Annotated in this window: 16 protein-coding genes; 9 read left to right on the top strand and 7 right to left on the bottom strand. The window is 71.1% G+C overall.

All coding sequences use genetic code 11. The features are described from left to right. Window positions 1–8: 8 nt before the first annotated feature. The gene (locus A3IG_RS0100365; RefSeq protein WP_018381545.1) at window positions 9–455 is read right to left on the bottom strand and encodes a DoxX family protein; all 447 of its coding nucleotides are present in this window, start codon (window positions 453–455) and stop codon (window positions 9–11) included. A gap of 324 nt (window positions 456–779) precedes the next feature. On the opposite strand from A3IG_RS0100365, the gene A3IG_RS0100370 reads away from it, so the two are divergent. Continuing rightward, window positions 780–1,163, top strand: a complete 384-nt coding sequence (locus A3IG_RS0100370; RefSeq protein WP_018381546.1) for a DUF2267 domain-containing protein — start codon at window positions 780–782, stop codon at window positions 1,161–1,163. Window positions 1,164–1,220: 57 nt separating this feature from the next. On the opposite strand, the gene A3IG_RS28010 is transcribed toward A3IG_RS0100370, so the two are convergent. The 3 genes from A3IG_RS28010 to A3IG_RS0100385 all read right to left on the bottom strand — a co-directional run bounded on the left by A3IG_RS28010 (window position 1,221) and on the right by A3IG_RS0100385 (window position 3,369). Continuing rightward, on the bottom strand, window positions 1,221–1,460 hold the full coding sequence (locus A3IG_RS28010; protein ID WP_018381547.1) for an acyl carrier protein: 240 nt from the start codon (window positions 1,458–1,460) through the stop codon (window positions 1,221–1,223). Window positions 1,461–1,618: 158 nt separating this feature from the next. Beyond that, on the bottom strand, window positions 1,619–2,260 hold the full coding sequence (locus A3IG_RS0100380; protein ID WP_018381548.1) for a DJ-1/PfpI family protein: 642 nt from the start codon (window positions 2,258–2,260) through the stop codon (window positions 1,619–1,621). A gap of 119 nt (window positions 2,261–2,379) precedes the next feature. Continuing rightward, a complete protein-coding gene (locus A3IG_RS0100385; RefSeq protein ID WP_026219743.1) occupies window positions 2,380–3,369 on the bottom strand; it encodes a GlxA family transcriptional regulator in 990 nt (329 codons plus the stop codon). Window positions 3,370–3,674: 305 nt separating this feature from the next. Here A3IG_RS0100385 and A3IG_RS0100395 point away from each other — a divergent pair, with 305 nt between their 5' ends. After that, window positions 3,675–4,091, top strand: a complete 417-nt coding sequence (locus tag A3IG_RS0100395) for an SPW repeat protein (protein ID WP_236719070.1) — start codon at window positions 3,675–3,677, stop codon at window positions 4,089–4,091. Window positions 4,092–4,331: 240 nt separating this feature from the next. Then, window positions 4,332–4,751 (top strand): CBS domain-containing protein, encoded by a 420-nt coding sequence (locus tag A3IG_RS0100400; protein ID WP_018381552.1) that lies wholly within the window; start codon window positions 4,332–4,334, stop codon window positions 4,749–4,751. A 118-nt stretch (window positions 4,752–4,869) separates the two neighbouring features. Here A3IG_RS0100400 and A3IG_RS0100405 read toward each other — a convergent pair whose 3' ends face one another. Next, on the bottom strand, window positions 4,870–5,727 hold the full coding sequence (locus A3IG_RS0100405) for an ABC transporter permease (protein WP_018381553.1): 858 nt from the start codon (window positions 5,725–5,727) through the stop codon (window positions 4,870–4,872). Next, a complete protein-coding gene (locus A3IG_RS0100410; protein ID WP_018381554.1) occupies window positions 5,724–6,758 on the bottom strand; it encodes a daunorubicin resistance protein DrrA family ABC transporter ATP-binding protein in 1,035 nt (344 codons plus the stop codon). Before A3IG_RS0100410 ends, A3IG_RS0100405 begins: the two co-directional genes overlap by 4 nt. A 171-nt stretch (window positions 6,759–6,929) precedes the next feature. Here A3IG_RS0100410 and A3IG_RS0100415 point away from each other — a divergent pair, with 171 nt between their 5' ends. Beyond that, on the top strand, window positions 6,930–7,745 hold the full coding sequence (locus A3IG_RS0100415) for a TetR/AcrR family transcriptional regulator (RefSeq protein ID WP_018381555.1): 816 nt from the start codon (window positions 6,930–6,932) through the stop codon (window positions 7,743–7,745). A 93-nt stretch (window positions 7,746–7,838) separates the two neighbouring features. Beyond that, entirely contained in the window at window positions 7,839–9,185 is a 1,347-nt protein-coding gene (locus A3IG_RS28015; protein WP_018381556.1) for a cytochrome P450, read from the top strand. 57 nt (window positions 9,186–9,242) lie between these two features. On the opposite strand, the gene A3IG_RS0100425 is transcribed toward A3IG_RS28015, so the two are convergent. Beyond that, window positions 9,243–10,262, bottom strand: coding sequence for a synaptic vesicle VAT-1 family membrane protein (locus tag A3IG_RS0100425; protein ID WP_018381557.1), 1,020 nt, complete (start codon window positions 10,260–10,262; stop codon window positions 9,243–9,245). Window positions 10,263–10,589: 327 nt separating this feature from the next. Here A3IG_RS0100425 and A3IG_RS28020 point away from each other — a divergent pair, with 327 nt between their 5' ends. From A3IG_RS28020 to A3IG_RS28025, 4 genes are all read left to right on the top strand, one after another. After that, entirely contained in the window at window positions 10,590–11,357 is a 768-nt protein-coding gene (locus A3IG_RS28020; protein WP_201787465.1) for a TetR/AcrR family transcriptional regulator, read from the top strand. After that, on the top strand, window positions 11,345–12,112 hold the full coding sequence (locus A3IG_RS0100435; protein WP_018381560.1) for an ABC transporter ATP-binding protein: 768 nt from the start codon (window positions 11,345–11,347) through the stop codon (window positions 12,110–12,112). The genes A3IG_RS28020 and A3IG_RS0100435 overlap by 13 nt, the downstream gene beginning before the upstream one ends. After that, window positions 12,109–12,843 carry an ABC transporter permease gene (locus tag A3IG_RS0100440; protein WP_018381561.1) on the top strand — a complete coding sequence of 245 codons (735 nt, stop codon included), beginning with the start codon at window positions 12,109–12,111 and terminating at the stop codon, window positions 12,841–12,843. Before A3IG_RS0100435 ends, A3IG_RS0100440 begins: the two co-directional genes overlap by 4 nt. Before the next feature lie 512 nt (window positions 12,844–13,355). Continuing rightward, entirely contained in the window at window positions 13,356–14,384 is a 1,029-nt protein-coding gene (locus A3IG_RS28025; RefSeq protein ID WP_018381562.1) for an AraC-like ligand-binding domain-containing protein, read from the top strand. Window positions 14,385–14,651 lie beyond the last annotated feature (267 nt).

Consider the following 14,651-nt stretch of genomic DNA (forward strand, 5'->3'; position numbering starts at 1 on the left):
GCGGTGGGTCAGGCGGGCACCGCGGGCGACTTCTGCGACCGCGCCGCGGCCCGCTGGCGTTGGATCAGCGAGTCCAGCGCCCACCTTCCGGGCCCGCTGAACGCGATGATGAGGAAGGCCCAGCAGAACATCGCCGCTCTCTCCCCGCCGTTCTCCAGCGGGAACAACGCCTCACTCTGGTGCTCGACGAAGTACGCGTAGGCCATCGACCCCGAACACAGGACGGCTGAGGCACGGGTGCCGAGCCCCACGGCGACCAGGGCTCCGCCGAACAACTGGATGACCGCGGCCCACCAGTCGGGCCAGGCGCCGGCGCCAGGCACCTGCCCGCTGTTGGGCCCGCCCAGCACGTCGAACAACGTCGCCGCCCCGTGGCAGGCAAACAGGAACCCCACCAGGACGCGGAACATGGCGAGGATGTAGTCCCTACTCCTGTCGAACAGACCCATGTTCATGACCCATTCCTGACTGTCGCTGGACAACCGGCCTCTCGGTCCGGCTGCGAGTGGTGGGTGGCTGATGTCCACCCAGAAGGGGTACTGCCAGTGGGGCGCCTGGGGTTTCGTTTTGGCCGCGGAAGTTTTCACCGGCAGCGACGGGAACAGCTCTGCGCGGGTCCTCCGCCGGGCCGCACCGGGTGAGTGCGGCCCGATTTCCCGGGTATTCGCCCATGAGTCAGCATTGAGGTTTTCGCTGCTCTTCGACCCGGTTTAACGGGGCAGAGGAGTGGTATTCACGGCCGGTGTGAGCCGGGACAAGCATCCAGAGCGGAGCAGTCCATGAAGTACGGAGAGATAGTCGCGGCGGTCCGCGACCGTGACGAGTACGCCGCCGACGAGGCGGGTCGGATCACCGAGGCCGTGGTGGCCACGCTGGGCAGGCGGCTGACCCCCGCGTCGGCCGAGCACCTGGCCGACCAGCTCCCACCCGAGCTGGCCGAGGCCCTCAACCAGGCCGAGGCCGCCCCGCAGAACTGGGGCGTGACCGAGTTCATCCACCATGTGGCCGAGGCCACGGGTGATGACGAGCGGATCGCCGACATGCACGCCCGGGCGGTGCTGTCCGTGCTGGGCGAGGACGTCAGCGGCGGCGAGGTCAACAAGCTGATCAGCCAGTTGCCCTCCGGGTTCGCCCAGTACTTCGGCTGGCCGGAACTGACGTGACCGTCTCCGGCCCCCGGGTGCGGCGGTCCCGCGGGCGCCGGGGGCCGGGGGCAGGGGTCACTGACCGCAGTACTCCTGGATGAACTCGGCGACCTGCTTGGGGGTCAGCAGGTTCTGGGTGTCGCTCTCCAGGATGTCGAAGCACAGCTCCCGCTGGAGTGTCTCCAGCAGCAGGCGCAGGCTCGCCTCGTCGGCGCCGAAGTCGTCGACGAAGTGGGAGGTGTACCCGACGTCGCCGGGGGCGACGCCGAAGTGCCGGGCGACGATCTCCTTCACCCGCTGCTCGTGGGTCTTCATCGCCGCTCCTCCGTGGCTCGTGGCTCCCGCGCCGGCCCGCGGCGCTTCCCGGCTGCCAGCGGCGCGGCGCGGTGGGCAGCCGTGGTCCGTCACGCCAGTACCACGTGCCCCGCGCCGGCAAACCCGCCCCGGCCGCGGGGTGCCGGTGCACCACCCGCTCAGGTCAGGATCTGCCGGCGTCGGGCACGCAGCCCCTCCACGATCGCCGGAGCCGCTGTCGCGGCGCACCCCGGCGCCACGCCGTGCGGTGGCTGCGGTGCGTACTCCAAGCCGAGTTGGATCGTCCGTGCCACCTGCTCCCCGGCGATCCGGTCGGCCAGGGACAGCGCCATGTCCATCCCGGCGGAGACACCCGCCGCGGTGAGGTACTTGCCGTCCGCCACGAACCGCTCGTGCACCGGGATCGCACCGAGGTCCGCCAACTGGTCGATCGCCAGCCAGTGGGTGGTGGCCCTGCGGCCGACGAGCAGGCCCGCCGCCGCGAGCAGCAGCGAACCGGTGCACACCGACGTGGTGTGCGCACTGGTGGCGTCCACGGCCCTCAGCCAGCTCAGCACCGGGCCCGGCGCCATGCACGCCCCCTGGCCCGGGCCACCGGCGACCACCACCACGTCGGGCCGGGGCACCTCGTCCAGCGCGGCGTCGGCGACCAGGGCCAGGCTCCCGGTCTCCGCGCGCACCGGCCCGCGGGACTCGGCGGTGAACACCACCTCGGCTCCCGGCAGCCGGCTGAGGACCTCATAGGGTCCGACGGCGTCCAGTGCGGTGAACCGGTCGAAGACCAGGATGGCGATCTGCACGGGGGAACTCCTTGTCGGTGGTCGCTGTCCGCGGGGGACGGACCGGGGACCGGGCACGGGGCGCCGGTGTCGTCCCAGGGGCTGCGCCGAGCGGCCCGAGCCGCGGTCCACGGAAGTGCTCAGGGGGTCGCCGGGGAGGAGGCTGCCGGCGAGAACCGGCGCCGGTACTCGGCGGGCGAGACGGCGAGCTCGCGGTGGAAGGCCCGGCGCATCGCCTCGGTGGTCCGGTAGCCGCAGGCCTTGGCCACCTCCTCGATCCCGTCCCGGGTGTCCTCGAGCAACCGGCGGGCCGCCTCGAGCCGCACCCGGTCCACGTACCTGCCCGGCGGCACGCCGACCTCGGCCGCGAAGGCGCGGGCGAACTGCCGGGGGGACAGCGCGGCGCGGCGGGCCAGCGCCGCCACCGACAGGTCGTCTGCGGGGTGCTCGGCGATCCACCGCTGCACCTCCCGCAGCGGCTCCCGGTGCGCGGTCTGGGCCTCCAGGTGGCTGCTGAACTGTCGCTGGTTCCCCGGCCGGCGCAGGAACACCACCAGGTGCCGGGCGATGGTCAGCGCGGCGTGTCTGCCCAGGTCCTGCTCCACCAGCTCCAGGGCGAGGTCGATGCCGGTGGTGACGCCGGCCGAGGTGAACACCGCGCCGTCCCGGACGAAGACCGGCGCGGGGTCCACGGTCACTTCCGGGTAGCGGGAGGCCAGCGTGTCCGCCAGGGCCCAGTGGGTGGTGGCCCGGCGTCCGGCCAGCAGTCCGGCCTCGGCCAGCAGGAAGGCGCCGGTGCACACAGACGCGGTCCGGGCGGCCCGTGGAGCCTTCCCGCGCAGCCAGGCGACGACCCGTTCGTTCTCGTGGCGCAGCGCCCCGTCCCCGCCCGGAACGATCAGGGTGTGCGGCGCGGAACAGCGTTCCAGGTCCGCGTCCGGGCTCAGGCGCAGCCCGCTGGAGCAGCGGACCGGCGTGCCTCCCGGTGAGGCGGTGCGCACGGTGTAGCTCCGGCCGGCCCCCCGGGCCTCCGTGTACTGGCTGGCCCCGGCGAAGACCTCGAGCGGACCGGTGACGTCCAGGCTCTGCACGCCGTCGAACAGCACGATCAGCACGGAACGCGTAGACATCTCCCCATGGTCAGCGGGGACGGCGATGGCGACAAGGTCGAGTTTCCCTCCTTTCCTGCCATGGACCCGTGGGTCCTGGCGGCCCGCCGTGGGTGACTCGACATCACTCACCACTCACTCAGCGTCACCATTCCACGGCGTCGGTCACTCACCCTCCGTCACCGCTCACCGCCTCATTGCCCCGTTCCGTCCCGCGGAGTGGAATCCTGCCCGGCCTTCGCCCGTCATTCCCCGGGGTGAGGTTTTGGCCCCCGGGTGGCGGCTAACCCGGCGCTTGTGGAGCAAATGCCTAGGAGGTGGTCACTGTGACCACGACTCGCATTGAACACCACCCCGATCTGGTGGCCATGCGGGCCCAGTACGAGCGGGCGGCTTCGACGCCCGTGGCTCAAGGGATCGAGGGGCTGAGTCTGCTCACCGGTCTTTACCTGGCGGTCTCGCCCTGGATCGTGGGCTTCAACGGCGCCACCACGATCAGGACCAACAACCTGATCACCGGACTGGCCCTGGCGGTGCTCGCCTTCGGCTTCGGCTCGGTCTACGAGCGGACCCGGGGCATGAGCATGGCCGCGGCGGCGATCGGCGTGTGGACGATCATCGCGCCCTTCGTGGTGGCCGGCAATGTGGACACCAAGAGGATCATCATCAGCAACGCCATCGCCGGAGGTGTGGCGGTGCTGCTTGGGTTCGCCACGGCTGCCGTGGGGAGGATGCGACGCTGACCTGACGGCGCCGGCGAACGGTGCCCGCACCCCGGGTGCCCGCGAAGGCGACACGTCGTCACGTGCACCCGGTGCGCGCCCGGCCCGGTCCGTCGGCACAGACCGACGGACCGGGGCGACCGGGACCGCACACCGGATCGTTCACGTGCGACGGCCGCCGGCCGGGTGCGACGGGGGTCCGGGCGTCGAGCGGCGCGGCGAACCAGCGCAGGACACACCCATCCACTGCGAGGAGAAGTCGTGGCTCAGCAGGTACGCGACGTCATGACCGGCGCCCCGGTCACCATCGAGAGCCTGGCCTCGGTCACCGAGGTCGCCCGTCGGATGCGGGACGAGGACATCGGTGCGATCCTGGTCGTCGAGGGCGAGCAACTGCAGGGCCTGGTCACCGACCGGGACCTGGTGGTGCGCTGCCTGGCCGAAGGACGCGATCCGGACCAGACCACCGTGTACAGCGTGTGCAGCGGTCCGGTGGTCACGGTGCAGCCGGAGGACGACGCCGCCGCGGCCGTGCAGTTGATGCGCAGCAACGCGCTGCGTCGGCTGCCGGTGACGCAGGACGGTCACACCGTCGGCGTGGTGAGCATCGGTGATCTGGCGATCGAACGGGACGAGCGGTCGGCGCTCGCCGACATCAGCGCGGCGCCACCGAACCGGTGATCCACCGGCGTTCCGAAACACGGAGCCAGCACGGAGCGGTCGGGCCCGGCCCCGGGATTCCCCCGGGGCCGGGCCCGTCCGCGGTCCGCGTCGGCTCGTGGCGAGCACGGGCCGGCGCTCAGCGGCTCAGGCGTTGGAAGCGGCGCACGGCCAGCGGCAGGAAGATCGCGGTGAGCAGCAGCGGCCAGCCCACGGCGAGCAGCGTGGCGTGGTCGTCCGCCCAGCCACCGCCGCTGGCGACGGGGTTGCCGAACAGGTCCCGGGTGGCGGTGACCGTGGCGGACAGCGGGTTCCAGGTGGCGATGGCGCCGAGCCAGTCGGGCATGAGGCTGGGCGCGACGAAGACGTTCGAGATCATGGTGAGCGGGAAGACCAGGGCGTACAGGTTGCCCGCGGTCTCCACGCTGGGTATCAGCAGGCCGAGGAAGACGCCCACCCAGAGCAGGGCGAAGCGCAGCAGCAGGAGCAGGGCGAACCCGGCGACCGCCGCCACGGGCCCGTCGTCGGGCGACCAGCCGATCGCCAGTGCGCACAGTCCGAGGATGACCAGGTCGATGCAGGCGCCGATGATGTCGGCGATGCCCCGGCCGGTGACCACCGCCGAGGGAGCCATCGGCATCGAACGGAAGCGGTCGGTGACGCCCTTGGCCTTGTCGGAGACCACCGCGGTGGCCGTGTTCATGAACCCGAAGGCCATCGTCATGACGAACATGCCGGGCATCAGGAACTCCTGGTAGTCCCCGCCGCCGGGCACCGTCATGGCGCTGCCGAAGACGTAGCCGTACAGCAGTACGGAGACGATGGGGAAGGCGAGCTGCCAGACGATGCCGGCCGGCTCCCTGACCCGGTGGATCAGGTCGCGGCGGACGATGGTCAGGCAGTCGGCGACCGCCCAGTAGGCACGGCTCCGCGGGAGCTGGACCACGGGGGGCGTCGGGGCCAGGGGGCTCGGGGTCGGGTTGGTGACGGCGGTCATGCGACGGTGCTCTCCTTGTGTGTCCGCTGCCCGGCCGGGTCGGTTCCGGCGGGCTCCGCGGGTCCCCCACCGGGGGCTGACTGTTCGGCGCGGCGCCCGGTGAGGTGCAGGAACACCTCGTCAAGGGTGGGCCGGCGCAACCCGATGTCGGCCACGCCTATCCCCTGGTCCTCCAGGGTGCGCAGCACCTCGGTGAGGGTGGCCACCCGGTTGACGACCGGCGCGTGCAGCCGGCGTTCCTCGGCGTCCACCTCGGGCTCGGTACCGCAGGCGCGGACCAGGATCCGGGTGGCGGCGGGGACGTCGGCCTGGTCGTGCAGGACCACCTCGACGCGGTCCCCACCGATGGCGCCCTTCAGCTCGCCGGGGGTGTCGTCGGCGACGACCCGCCCGTGGTCGATGACGGCGATGCGGTGGGCGAGCTTGTCCGCCTCGTCCAGGTACTGGGTGGTGAGCAGCACGGTGGTGCCCCCGGCCACCAGGGAGCGCACCGCCTGCCACACCTCGTTGCGGCTGCGCGGGTCGAGGCCCGTGGTCGGCTCGTCGAGGAACAGCACCCTCGGGGCGAGGATCATCCCGGCGGCGAGGTCGAGGCGCCGGCGCATGCCGCCGCTGTACTGCTTCACCGGCTTGTGGGCGGCGTCGGTCAGCGAGAACCGCTCCAGCAGCTCGTCGGCGCGGCGGGCGGCGCCCTGGGCCCCGAGGTGGAGCAGACGGCCGAACATGGTGAGGTTCTGACGGCCCGTGAGGACCTCGTCCACGGCGGCGTACTGCCCGGTCAGTCCGATCTGCGCACGGACCTGGCGGGCCTGGCGCACGATGTCGAAGCCGGCCACCTCGGCGTGGCCCTCGTCGGGCCGGAGCAGGGTGGTCAGGATGCGCACGACGGTGGTCTTGCCCGCGCCGTTGGGCCCGAGGAGACCGTGCACGGTGCCCGCTCGGACCTCCAGGTCGAAGCCGGCCAGGGCTTCGGCGCGCCCGAAGCGCTTGCGCAGGCCCTGGGCGCGGATGGCGTACGGGGAGGGTTTCACGAGGACACCTCTCAACTGGGTACATCGTATGCAGTTAGGAGAGTACACCATACGCAGTTTCTCTTCCCCACGGCCGCGGGGGACGCGGGGACACGACGCTGGATCAGTCGGGGTCACAGAAGCCCTGGTGACGCCACGCCATAGGCTGGAGTCGATCAGGAGGGCCGAACGATGACGACCGCACACAGCGGGGGCGGGGACATCTCACGCAGCATGGAGCTGCTGTGGGGGCTGGGCGAACGGCCCACCCGCGGCCCCAAACCCGGCCTGACCCTGGAGCGGATCGTCACCGCCGCGGTGTCCGTCGCCGACGCCGAGGGCCTGGCGGCGCTCTCCATGCGTCGGGTCGCCAGCGAGCTCGGCGTCGGCACCATGTCGCTCTACCGCTACGTGCCCGGCAAGGCGGAGCTGCTCGACCTGATGCTCGACCACGTCAACGGCGAGGGCCACCCACCACGGCCGGAACGCCTGTTCCCCGCGGACACCGACTGGCGCACGGTGCTCGAGCGCACCGCGCTCGGCATGTGGGAGCTGTACCACCGCCATCCGTGGCTGCTCCAGGTGGACCAGGCCCGCCCGCTGCTCGGCCCCAACGCGACGCGGGGGGTGGAGGCCGTCCTCGCCGGCATCGAGGGGATCGGCCTCACCCAGCCGGAGATGGTGGCCGTGCTGGTCACCCTGGACGGCTTCGTCAGCGGCGTGGCCAGGACGTCCGTCAACGCCACCACGGCCGAGCAGCGTACCGGTGTCAGCAACGAGGACTTCTGGGCCGCCCAGGTCCCGGTGCTCGAGCAGGTGCTCACCAGCGAGGACTACCCCACCCTCAGCCGGATCAGCGAGGAGGCCTGGCGGAGCAGGGGCTACTTCGAGTTCGGGCTCGCCCGGCTCCTGGACGGACTGGAGACGTACCTCACCGGTGAGCACGGCCGGCCCCGGGGGGCCACCGACCAGGCGGCCTCCAGCCCCGGTCAAGTCCCGTCCGACTAGGGTCTGTCCGCAAAGCTGGCGTCGGCCGGGCGGCTGCGTCGACGGCGGTCCCGAAGCCGATCCGCTGTTCGGTGCCGTTGTTGGAGGCAAGTCTTGGTCGTCCCCCGCCCCACCCCGATCTCCGGGCCGCTCCGTCGCTCGTCGCAGTACCTGCGCAGCATCGCTGACCTCGCGCAACACCCCTACACCGGGGCGGAGAACCTCTACCGCACCTACGGTCCCGTGTGGCAGCTCGGCACCGGACGCCACTCCTGGGTGTACCTGCTCGGCCCGGAGGCCAACCGTTTCGTCTTCGCCAACTCCCATCTGTTCCGTTGGCGCGAGGCGTTCGAGCAACTGATCCCCGTGGACGGGGAGACCGCCCTCATCGTCAGCGACGGGGAGGACCACCGCCGCAGGCGCCGGCTGGTCGCCCCCGCGTTCCACCGCCAGGCCATCGACGGCTACGTGGACGTCATGCGGGACCGCACCGACGCGGCGATCGACACCTGGCTGCCGGGTCGCACCCTGGACCTCTACCAGGAGCTCCGCACGGTGGTTCGACGGATCACCATCCAGGTGCTGTTCGGCAGCAGGCTCGCGGCCGACGAGGACGAACTGGGCCGTCTGCTCCAGCGGGTGCTGGACCTGATCAACGAGTCCCCGATCGTCCAACGGGTGCAGCGGCTCGGCCTACCGTCCTACCGCCGGGCCATCCGGGCCCGCCAGGAGGTGGCCCGCCGGGTGCTCGTCGAGATCGACCACCGCCGCCGCAACCCCGGTACGGACATCCGCGACGTCTTCAGCCTGCTGGTGGAAACCCGGGACGAGGACGGTGGGGCGCTCAGCGAGGTGGAGATCCTGGACCAGGTGATCAGTCTGATCGCCGCGGGGTACGACTCCACCAGCGCCGCCGTCTCCTGGGCGGTGCACGCCATGGCCCAGTCCCCGAAGATCTGGCAGCGGGCCAAGGAGGAGGTCGAGCGGGTGGTGCCCGACGACCGCCCGCTGACCGCCGCCGACGTCCCCCGCCTGGAGTACCTGGACCGGGTGGTGAACGAGACCATGCGGCTGTACCCGGCGGCGCCGTTCAACGCCCGCAAGGCCGCCGTCCCGTTCACCTTCCAGGGGCACCGGATTCCGCAGGGCAGCCTGCTGGTGCTCAGCCCCTACGTCACCCATCGGCTGCCGGAGGTCTATTCCGACCCGCTGCGCTTCGACCCCGACCGGTGGGACCCGGAGCTGCCCGGCTACCGCAAGCCGGGGCCGCACGAGTTCCTCCCCTACGGGGGCGGGCTGCACCGCTGCATCGGGGCCACCTTCGCCACCGTGGAGATGAAGGTCATCCTCGCCCGGGTGCTTCGCCGGGTGGAGTTCCGCTTCCCGCGGGCGTCGTACGGCAAGCCGATCGGCTTCACCGTGATGCGCCCGGACCGGCTCCCCGCCCGGGTCGCGGCGTAGGGCAGGCGTACCGGGAGCCGGCGCCGCCCTCCTCGGCGGGCGCCGGCTCCCCGCGGGTCACGGCACCAGGATGACCTTGCCGACGTTGCGGCGTTCCTGAAGCCTGCGGTGCGCCGCGGCGGCCTCGGTGAACGGCATCACCTCGTCGATCCGTGGCCTGATCTGCCCCTTCGCGTAGAGCTCGAGCACCCGTTCCATCTGCGGCAACAACAGCTCCCGCTGGTCCCACAGGTGCCCCAGGTGCACGCCGGCGACCGTACGGTTGTTGTCGGTCAGTGAGAACGGGGAGAACAGTGGCACCCCGGCGAGCTGCTTGACCATCCGGGGGATACTGCGTCGCCCACCGCCTGCCATGTTGCTGAAGCCGTACATCACCAGCCGGCCGGCCGGGCGCAGCAGCCGGTAACCGGCACGCCAGTCCCGTCCGCCCAGGGCGTCGAGCACCAGGTCCACGCCCTTGCCGTCGGTGAGCCTGCGCACCTCGCGGGCGTAGTCCAGGGTGCGGTAGTCGATCGGGTGGGTGCAGCCCTCCTCGCGCAGCGCCTCGTGCTTGCCCGCGGAGGCGGTGCCGAAGGTGGTGACTCCCTCCACCGTCCGGCAGAGCTGCAACAGGGCGGTGCCGACGCCTCCAGCCGCCTGGTGGACCAACACCCGGTCGCCGGGCTGGATGCCACCCACGCGGAAGAGCAGGTGATGGGCGGTCAGGTAGTTGACCGGGAGCGCGGCACCCTCCTCGAAGGTCATCTCGTCCGGCATCGGCGCGGTGCGGTCCGCGGGGACGCACACCGCCTCGGCGTGGGCCCCGAAGTTGCAGGCGGCCAGCACCCGGGAGCCGATGGCCGACTCCTCCACGCCGTCGCCGACCGCGTCCACCACGCCCGCGGCCTCGTACCCCACGATGCACGGGGGCTTGGGCGCCTCCCGGTACAGGCCCATCCTCGCCATCAGGTCGGAGAATCCAAGCCCGGCGGCCCGCACTCGAATCCGGACCTCACCGGGGCCCGGTTCCGGGTCGGGGGTCTGGCGGACCTGAAGTGTCTCGGGCCCTCCGACCCGGGTGATCCACACGGCGCGCACGGGCAGCCTCCTGATGTTCTTGGCGCGGTGACCCACGGCGCTGCGCCACCGCGGGACAACAGTGCAACGGTCATGTGCGGCCACTCTTGCAGAGCAGGACGGGCGGCGTACGGCTTTTGACCGGCACGAACGGCGGGCTCGGGCCGAACCTGCGCGGAAGCCCACCGAGGGCCCCGCGCGGTGACGGTCCGACAGCGAGCGGTGGCCCGGAGTCGCACGCCGGGCCGGACCGCGGCCCTGGATTCCGGCCACCCGGCGCAACCGGCACAGAACTCCGTGAACGTGATCCACTTCACAAAATAGAGAACAACGCGTACTCTAAAGGATGTGGCAGCGATATCGGACCCCTCCCCCTCCCACCCCCGCCCGGATCAGGTCCCGGATCAGGACCCGGATCAGGATCAGGACCAAAAGCAGGAACAGCACCAGGAACGGGGCCAGGACCACCGCAGCAGACCGCGCAGGCGGGGCGACGTGTTGCGCAAGGCCATCCTCCAGGCCGCCCTGGACGAGTTGCGCACGTCCGGTTATGCCGGGCTGAGCATGGACCGGGTCGCCGAGCGCGCCCGGACCAGCAAGGCGTCCCTGTACCGCCGCTGGCCCAGCCGCGTCGCACTGGGCCTCGAGGTGGTCGCCTGGGCCCTGCCCGACAACGGACGCCTGCCGGACACCGGCGACCTGCGGGCCGACCTGTTCGCCCTGCACCGGGGGATCGCCGACCGCCTGGACGGCCCCCTCGGCGAGGTGGTCCGCGGGGTGACCGCGGAGACGCTGCTCGACCCGGCCGCAGGGGAGATGGCGCGCAACGTGATCACCCACCCCACCCTCCAGGAGATGCTGGGCTTCCTCCGCAGGGCCGCGGACCGCGGTGACCTGCGACCCGAGGCGGTGAACCCCTGGGTGGCCAGTACGGGACCGATCATGCTAAGGCACTACTTCCTCACTTTTGGATCACCAATTCCTGATGCGGTCGTTAGAGGAATCGTCGACCAGGTGCTGTTGCCCCTGATGCGGCGCGAAGACCAGGGCACCGACGCGGGGCCACCGCGGAACCAGGCCCCTGACCCAAGGAGTGATCACTTATGGTCGCCGTGAAAGTCTCCCAACTGCGCGTGGTGCGCGGCGGGAGAGAAGTCCTGCACGGCATCGACTGCTCGCTGCCGGAAGGCACCATCACCGGACTGATCGGCCCCAGCGGGCAGGGCAAGTCCACCCTGATGCGCTCCATCATGGGCGTGCAGATCGTGAAGTCAGGTGAGGTCACCGTCCTCGGTCGGCCCGCGGGCCATCCCGAGTTGCGACACCGGATCGGATACGCACCCCAGAGTCCCGCCCTGTACGGGGACCTGACCGTCACCGAGAACCTGCGCTACTTCGCCTCCGTCCTGCAGGCCCCGCGCAGCGCGATTGACCGGGCGATCCGGGAGCTGTCCCTCGAGGACTGCCGGCACCAGGTTGCCGCGTCGCTCTCCGGTGGCCAACGCTCCCGGGCCAGCCTGGCCATCGCCTTCCTCGGCGACCCCGAGCTGCTGGTCCTGGACGAGCCGACCGTGGGCCTCGACCCGGTGCTCCGCCACGACCTGTGGGGCATCTTCCACCAGCTCGCCGAGTCCGGCACCACGTTGGTGGTCTCGAGTCACGTCATGGACGAGGCCAACCGCTGCCAACGGCTGCTGCTGCTGCGCGACGGCAACATCCTGGCCGACGACACCCCCGAGGGGTTGCGCCAACGGACCGGGGCGGAGGACCTCGAGCAGGCGTTCCTCTCCCTCATCCAGGAACGCCAGGCACACCACAACCGGCCCTCCCAGCGGCAGGGCCCGTCCCAGCAGGGGTTGGTGCAGTCGTGAACGCCTCCGTCACCCTGTCCACCGCACGCCGCGTCCTCGGGCAGTTGCGCCACGACCGCCGCACCGCCGCCATGGTCCTGATCATGCCGGCAGTGCTGATGGTCCTGCTCCGCTACGTCTTCGACTCCCAACGGCAGTTCGAGAGGATCGCCCCCGCCCTACTGGGGATCCTGGCCTTCCTGGTGATGTTCATGGTGACCTCGGTGGCCACGCTGCGCGAACGCACCGGGGGCACCCTGGAGCGGCTGATGACCACCCCGGCCGGGCGCTTCGACCTGCTGTCGGGTTACGCCATCGCCTTCAGCCTGCTGGCGGTCGCCCAGGTCGCCCTGGCCGTCGGTGTCTCCCTCACCTGGCTGGGGCTGGAGATCACCGGCTCCACCGTGATGGTCTTCGTGGTGGCCGCGCTGGACGCGGTGCTCGGCACCGCCCTGGGCCTGTTCGTCAGCGCGTTCGCCCGCACCGAGTTCCAGGCCATGCAGTTCATGCCGGTGGTGGTGCTGCCGCAGGCCCTGGTGTGCGGACTGTTCACCCCACGCGAGGACATGAACCAGGTGCTCACCTGGTTCTCGGACGCCATGCCGCTGTCCTACGCCGTGGACGCGATGAACAAGGTGACCCGCTCGTCGGAGTTCACCCAGAGCCTGTGGGTGTCCCTTGCGGTGATCGTCGGGTCGCTGTTCGTCTCCCTCGTCCTGGGTGCGGCGACGTTGCGACGACGAACCCCCTGAACGACGCGCACACCGGCGCGGGTCGCGGTGCGGACGTCACGCACCTGGACCCGCCCGGCGTGCGATCCACGCCGCGGCGGCGGGATCCGACGGGGGACGAACCCCGTCGCCGCGGCGGTCCGACAGGCCAGGGCAGGACCAGTCGGAAGCTGAGCCTTGATTCACTAAGCGGTGAATTACTGCTCGCCTCAAGATTAGGCACTTCTGGCTTGGAGTCAACCCCCCACCCGCCGGTCAACCGGAGGTGTACCAGCTTTCCCTATTTCTACGAGCGCGGAATTCCGTCGGCACACCCCCGCATCCCCCCGGACGCACACACCCTGGTCAACCCGGCTCCCGCTGGGGCAGAACAGGGCAATCACCGGCCAACTCGAGCAAGCCTCGAATCCTTCCGTGCGCCACCCCCGTCGGCTCTACGCGCCCCGGGGGCGGGGTAGGGCCAGCACACGGGGGAACGGAACGTTCTGTTCCACAGGTGTTCACGCAGTTCGAGGACCACCGGGGGGTCCACCATGGACGCACTCATCAGTCACCCTCAGGATTCCGACCTCACCGTCTCCGAACGGGTCGAGCGCTGGCGCGACTACTGCCTGCGGTTACCCGTGCCTGTCCACGTCGATCCGGACCTGTCCCACGGGTTCCGGGTGGAGATGGCCCGGGCTGATCTCGGTCCCGTCCAGGCGCTGGCGATGGCCGTCTCCTCCAGCGAGGTGCGTCGGACGCCGCACCTGATCCGCAGGTCCTCCCCCGACATGCTCCAACTCGACCTGTTGCTCGAGGGCGACACGGTCCTGCGGCAGAACCGCGCCGACGTCAGCCTGTCCTCGTACGGTCTGGTCCTGTACGACGCGTCCCGGCCGTACCGCATCTCCTCCACGGCCACGGGCGACGCCGTGCGCGGGGTGGTGGTCACCTTCCCACGCCGCCTGCTGCCGCTCGGCGACCACCAGGTGGAACAGTCCCTGGCCACGCCGCTGCCGCTCCACGACGGGCCCGGCGCGCTGCTCTCAGGCTACCTTCAGGGGCTGATGGCGAACCGTCGGCACTACGAGACCTGCAACGCCGACCACCTGGGCAGCGCCGTGATCGACCTGCTGGCCGCGCTGCTGTCCGACCGCCTGGACACCGAGGCCGCGTTGCTGCCCGAGGCCAGACAGCGCGCCCTGCGGCTCCAGGTCCGCGGGTTCATCCTGCGCCACCTGAGCGACCCGCGGCTCGACCCGGCCAACATCGCCGCGGCCCACCACATCTCCGTCCGCTACCTGCACAAGCTCTTCCAGGACGAGGAGCTCAAGGTCGCCGACTGGATCCGGCAGCGCCGACTCGAGCGCTGCCGTCGCGACCTCGGCGACCCCGCGCTGCTCGAGCGTCCCGTCCACGCCATCGCCACCCACTGGGGCTTTCCCAATGCCGCGCACTTCAGCCGCGCGTTCCGGGCTGCCTACGACCTGTCACCCAGTGACTACCGGAACCTGGCACTGCGACACCGCAGTCTGCACGCCGAGGCAATCCACCTGCACGGGGCCTCCACGACCTTCTGACCACGGCTCCCCCGTCCCCGAGGAAGGCGGCGCGCGGAGTGCGGAGCGGGCGGCCTGCCGGGCGCGTCACCCAGGTCTCGTGCTCCCTCCGTGCCCGGGCGCAGACCGCGCCCGTCCCCGCGCTCGACGGTCAGGGGCACAACGCGCGTACCGCTTCGCGCCCCTGAAGAGAACGTGCTGGTCACAGGGCTGATTGCAGCCTCAGGCAAGGACTGTGCGCGGACAGTCAACGACTTCGCCCCGCGCGTTCCGCACGCTGGATCAAGG

Origin of the sequence: Wenjunlia vitaminophila DSM 41686 (assembly GCF_000380165.1) — a bacterium.
GTDB lineage: Bacteria > Actinomycetota > Actinomycetes > Streptomycetales > Streptomycetaceae > Wenjunlia > Wenjunlia vitaminophila.

Coding starts and splice junctions, on each gene's coding strand:
- A3IG_RS0100365 (WP_018381545.1), bottom strand. CDS start 455: ATGAACATGGGTCTGTTCGACAGGAGTAGGGACTACATCCTCGCCATG.
- A3IG_RS0100370 (WP_018381546.1), top strand. CDS start 780: ATGAAGTACGGAGAGATAGTCGCGGCGGTCCGCGACCGTGACGAGTAC.
- A3IG_RS28010 (WP_018381547.1), bottom strand. CDS start 1,460: ATGAAGACCCACGAGCAGCGGGTGAAGGAGATCGTCGCCCGGCACTTC.
- A3IG_RS0100385 (WP_026219743.1), bottom strand. CDS start 3,369: ATGTCTACGCGTTCCGTGCTGATCGTGCTGTTCGACGGCGTGCAGAGC.
- A3IG_RS0100405 (WP_018381553.1), bottom strand. CDS start 5,727: ATGACCGCCGTCACCAACCCGACCCCGAGCCCCCTGGCCCCGACGCCC.
- A3IG_RS0100415 (WP_018381555.1), top strand. CDS start 6,930: ATGACGACCGCACACAGCGGGGGCGGGGACATCTCACGCAGCATGGAG.
- A3IG_RS0100435 (WP_018381560.1), top strand. CDS start 11,345: ATGGTCGCCGTGAAAGTCTCCCAACTGCGCGTGGTGCGCGGCGGGAGA.
- A3IG_RS28025 (WP_018381562.1), top strand. CDS start 13,356: ATGGACGCACTCATCAGTCACCCTCAGGATTCCGACCTCACCGTCTCC.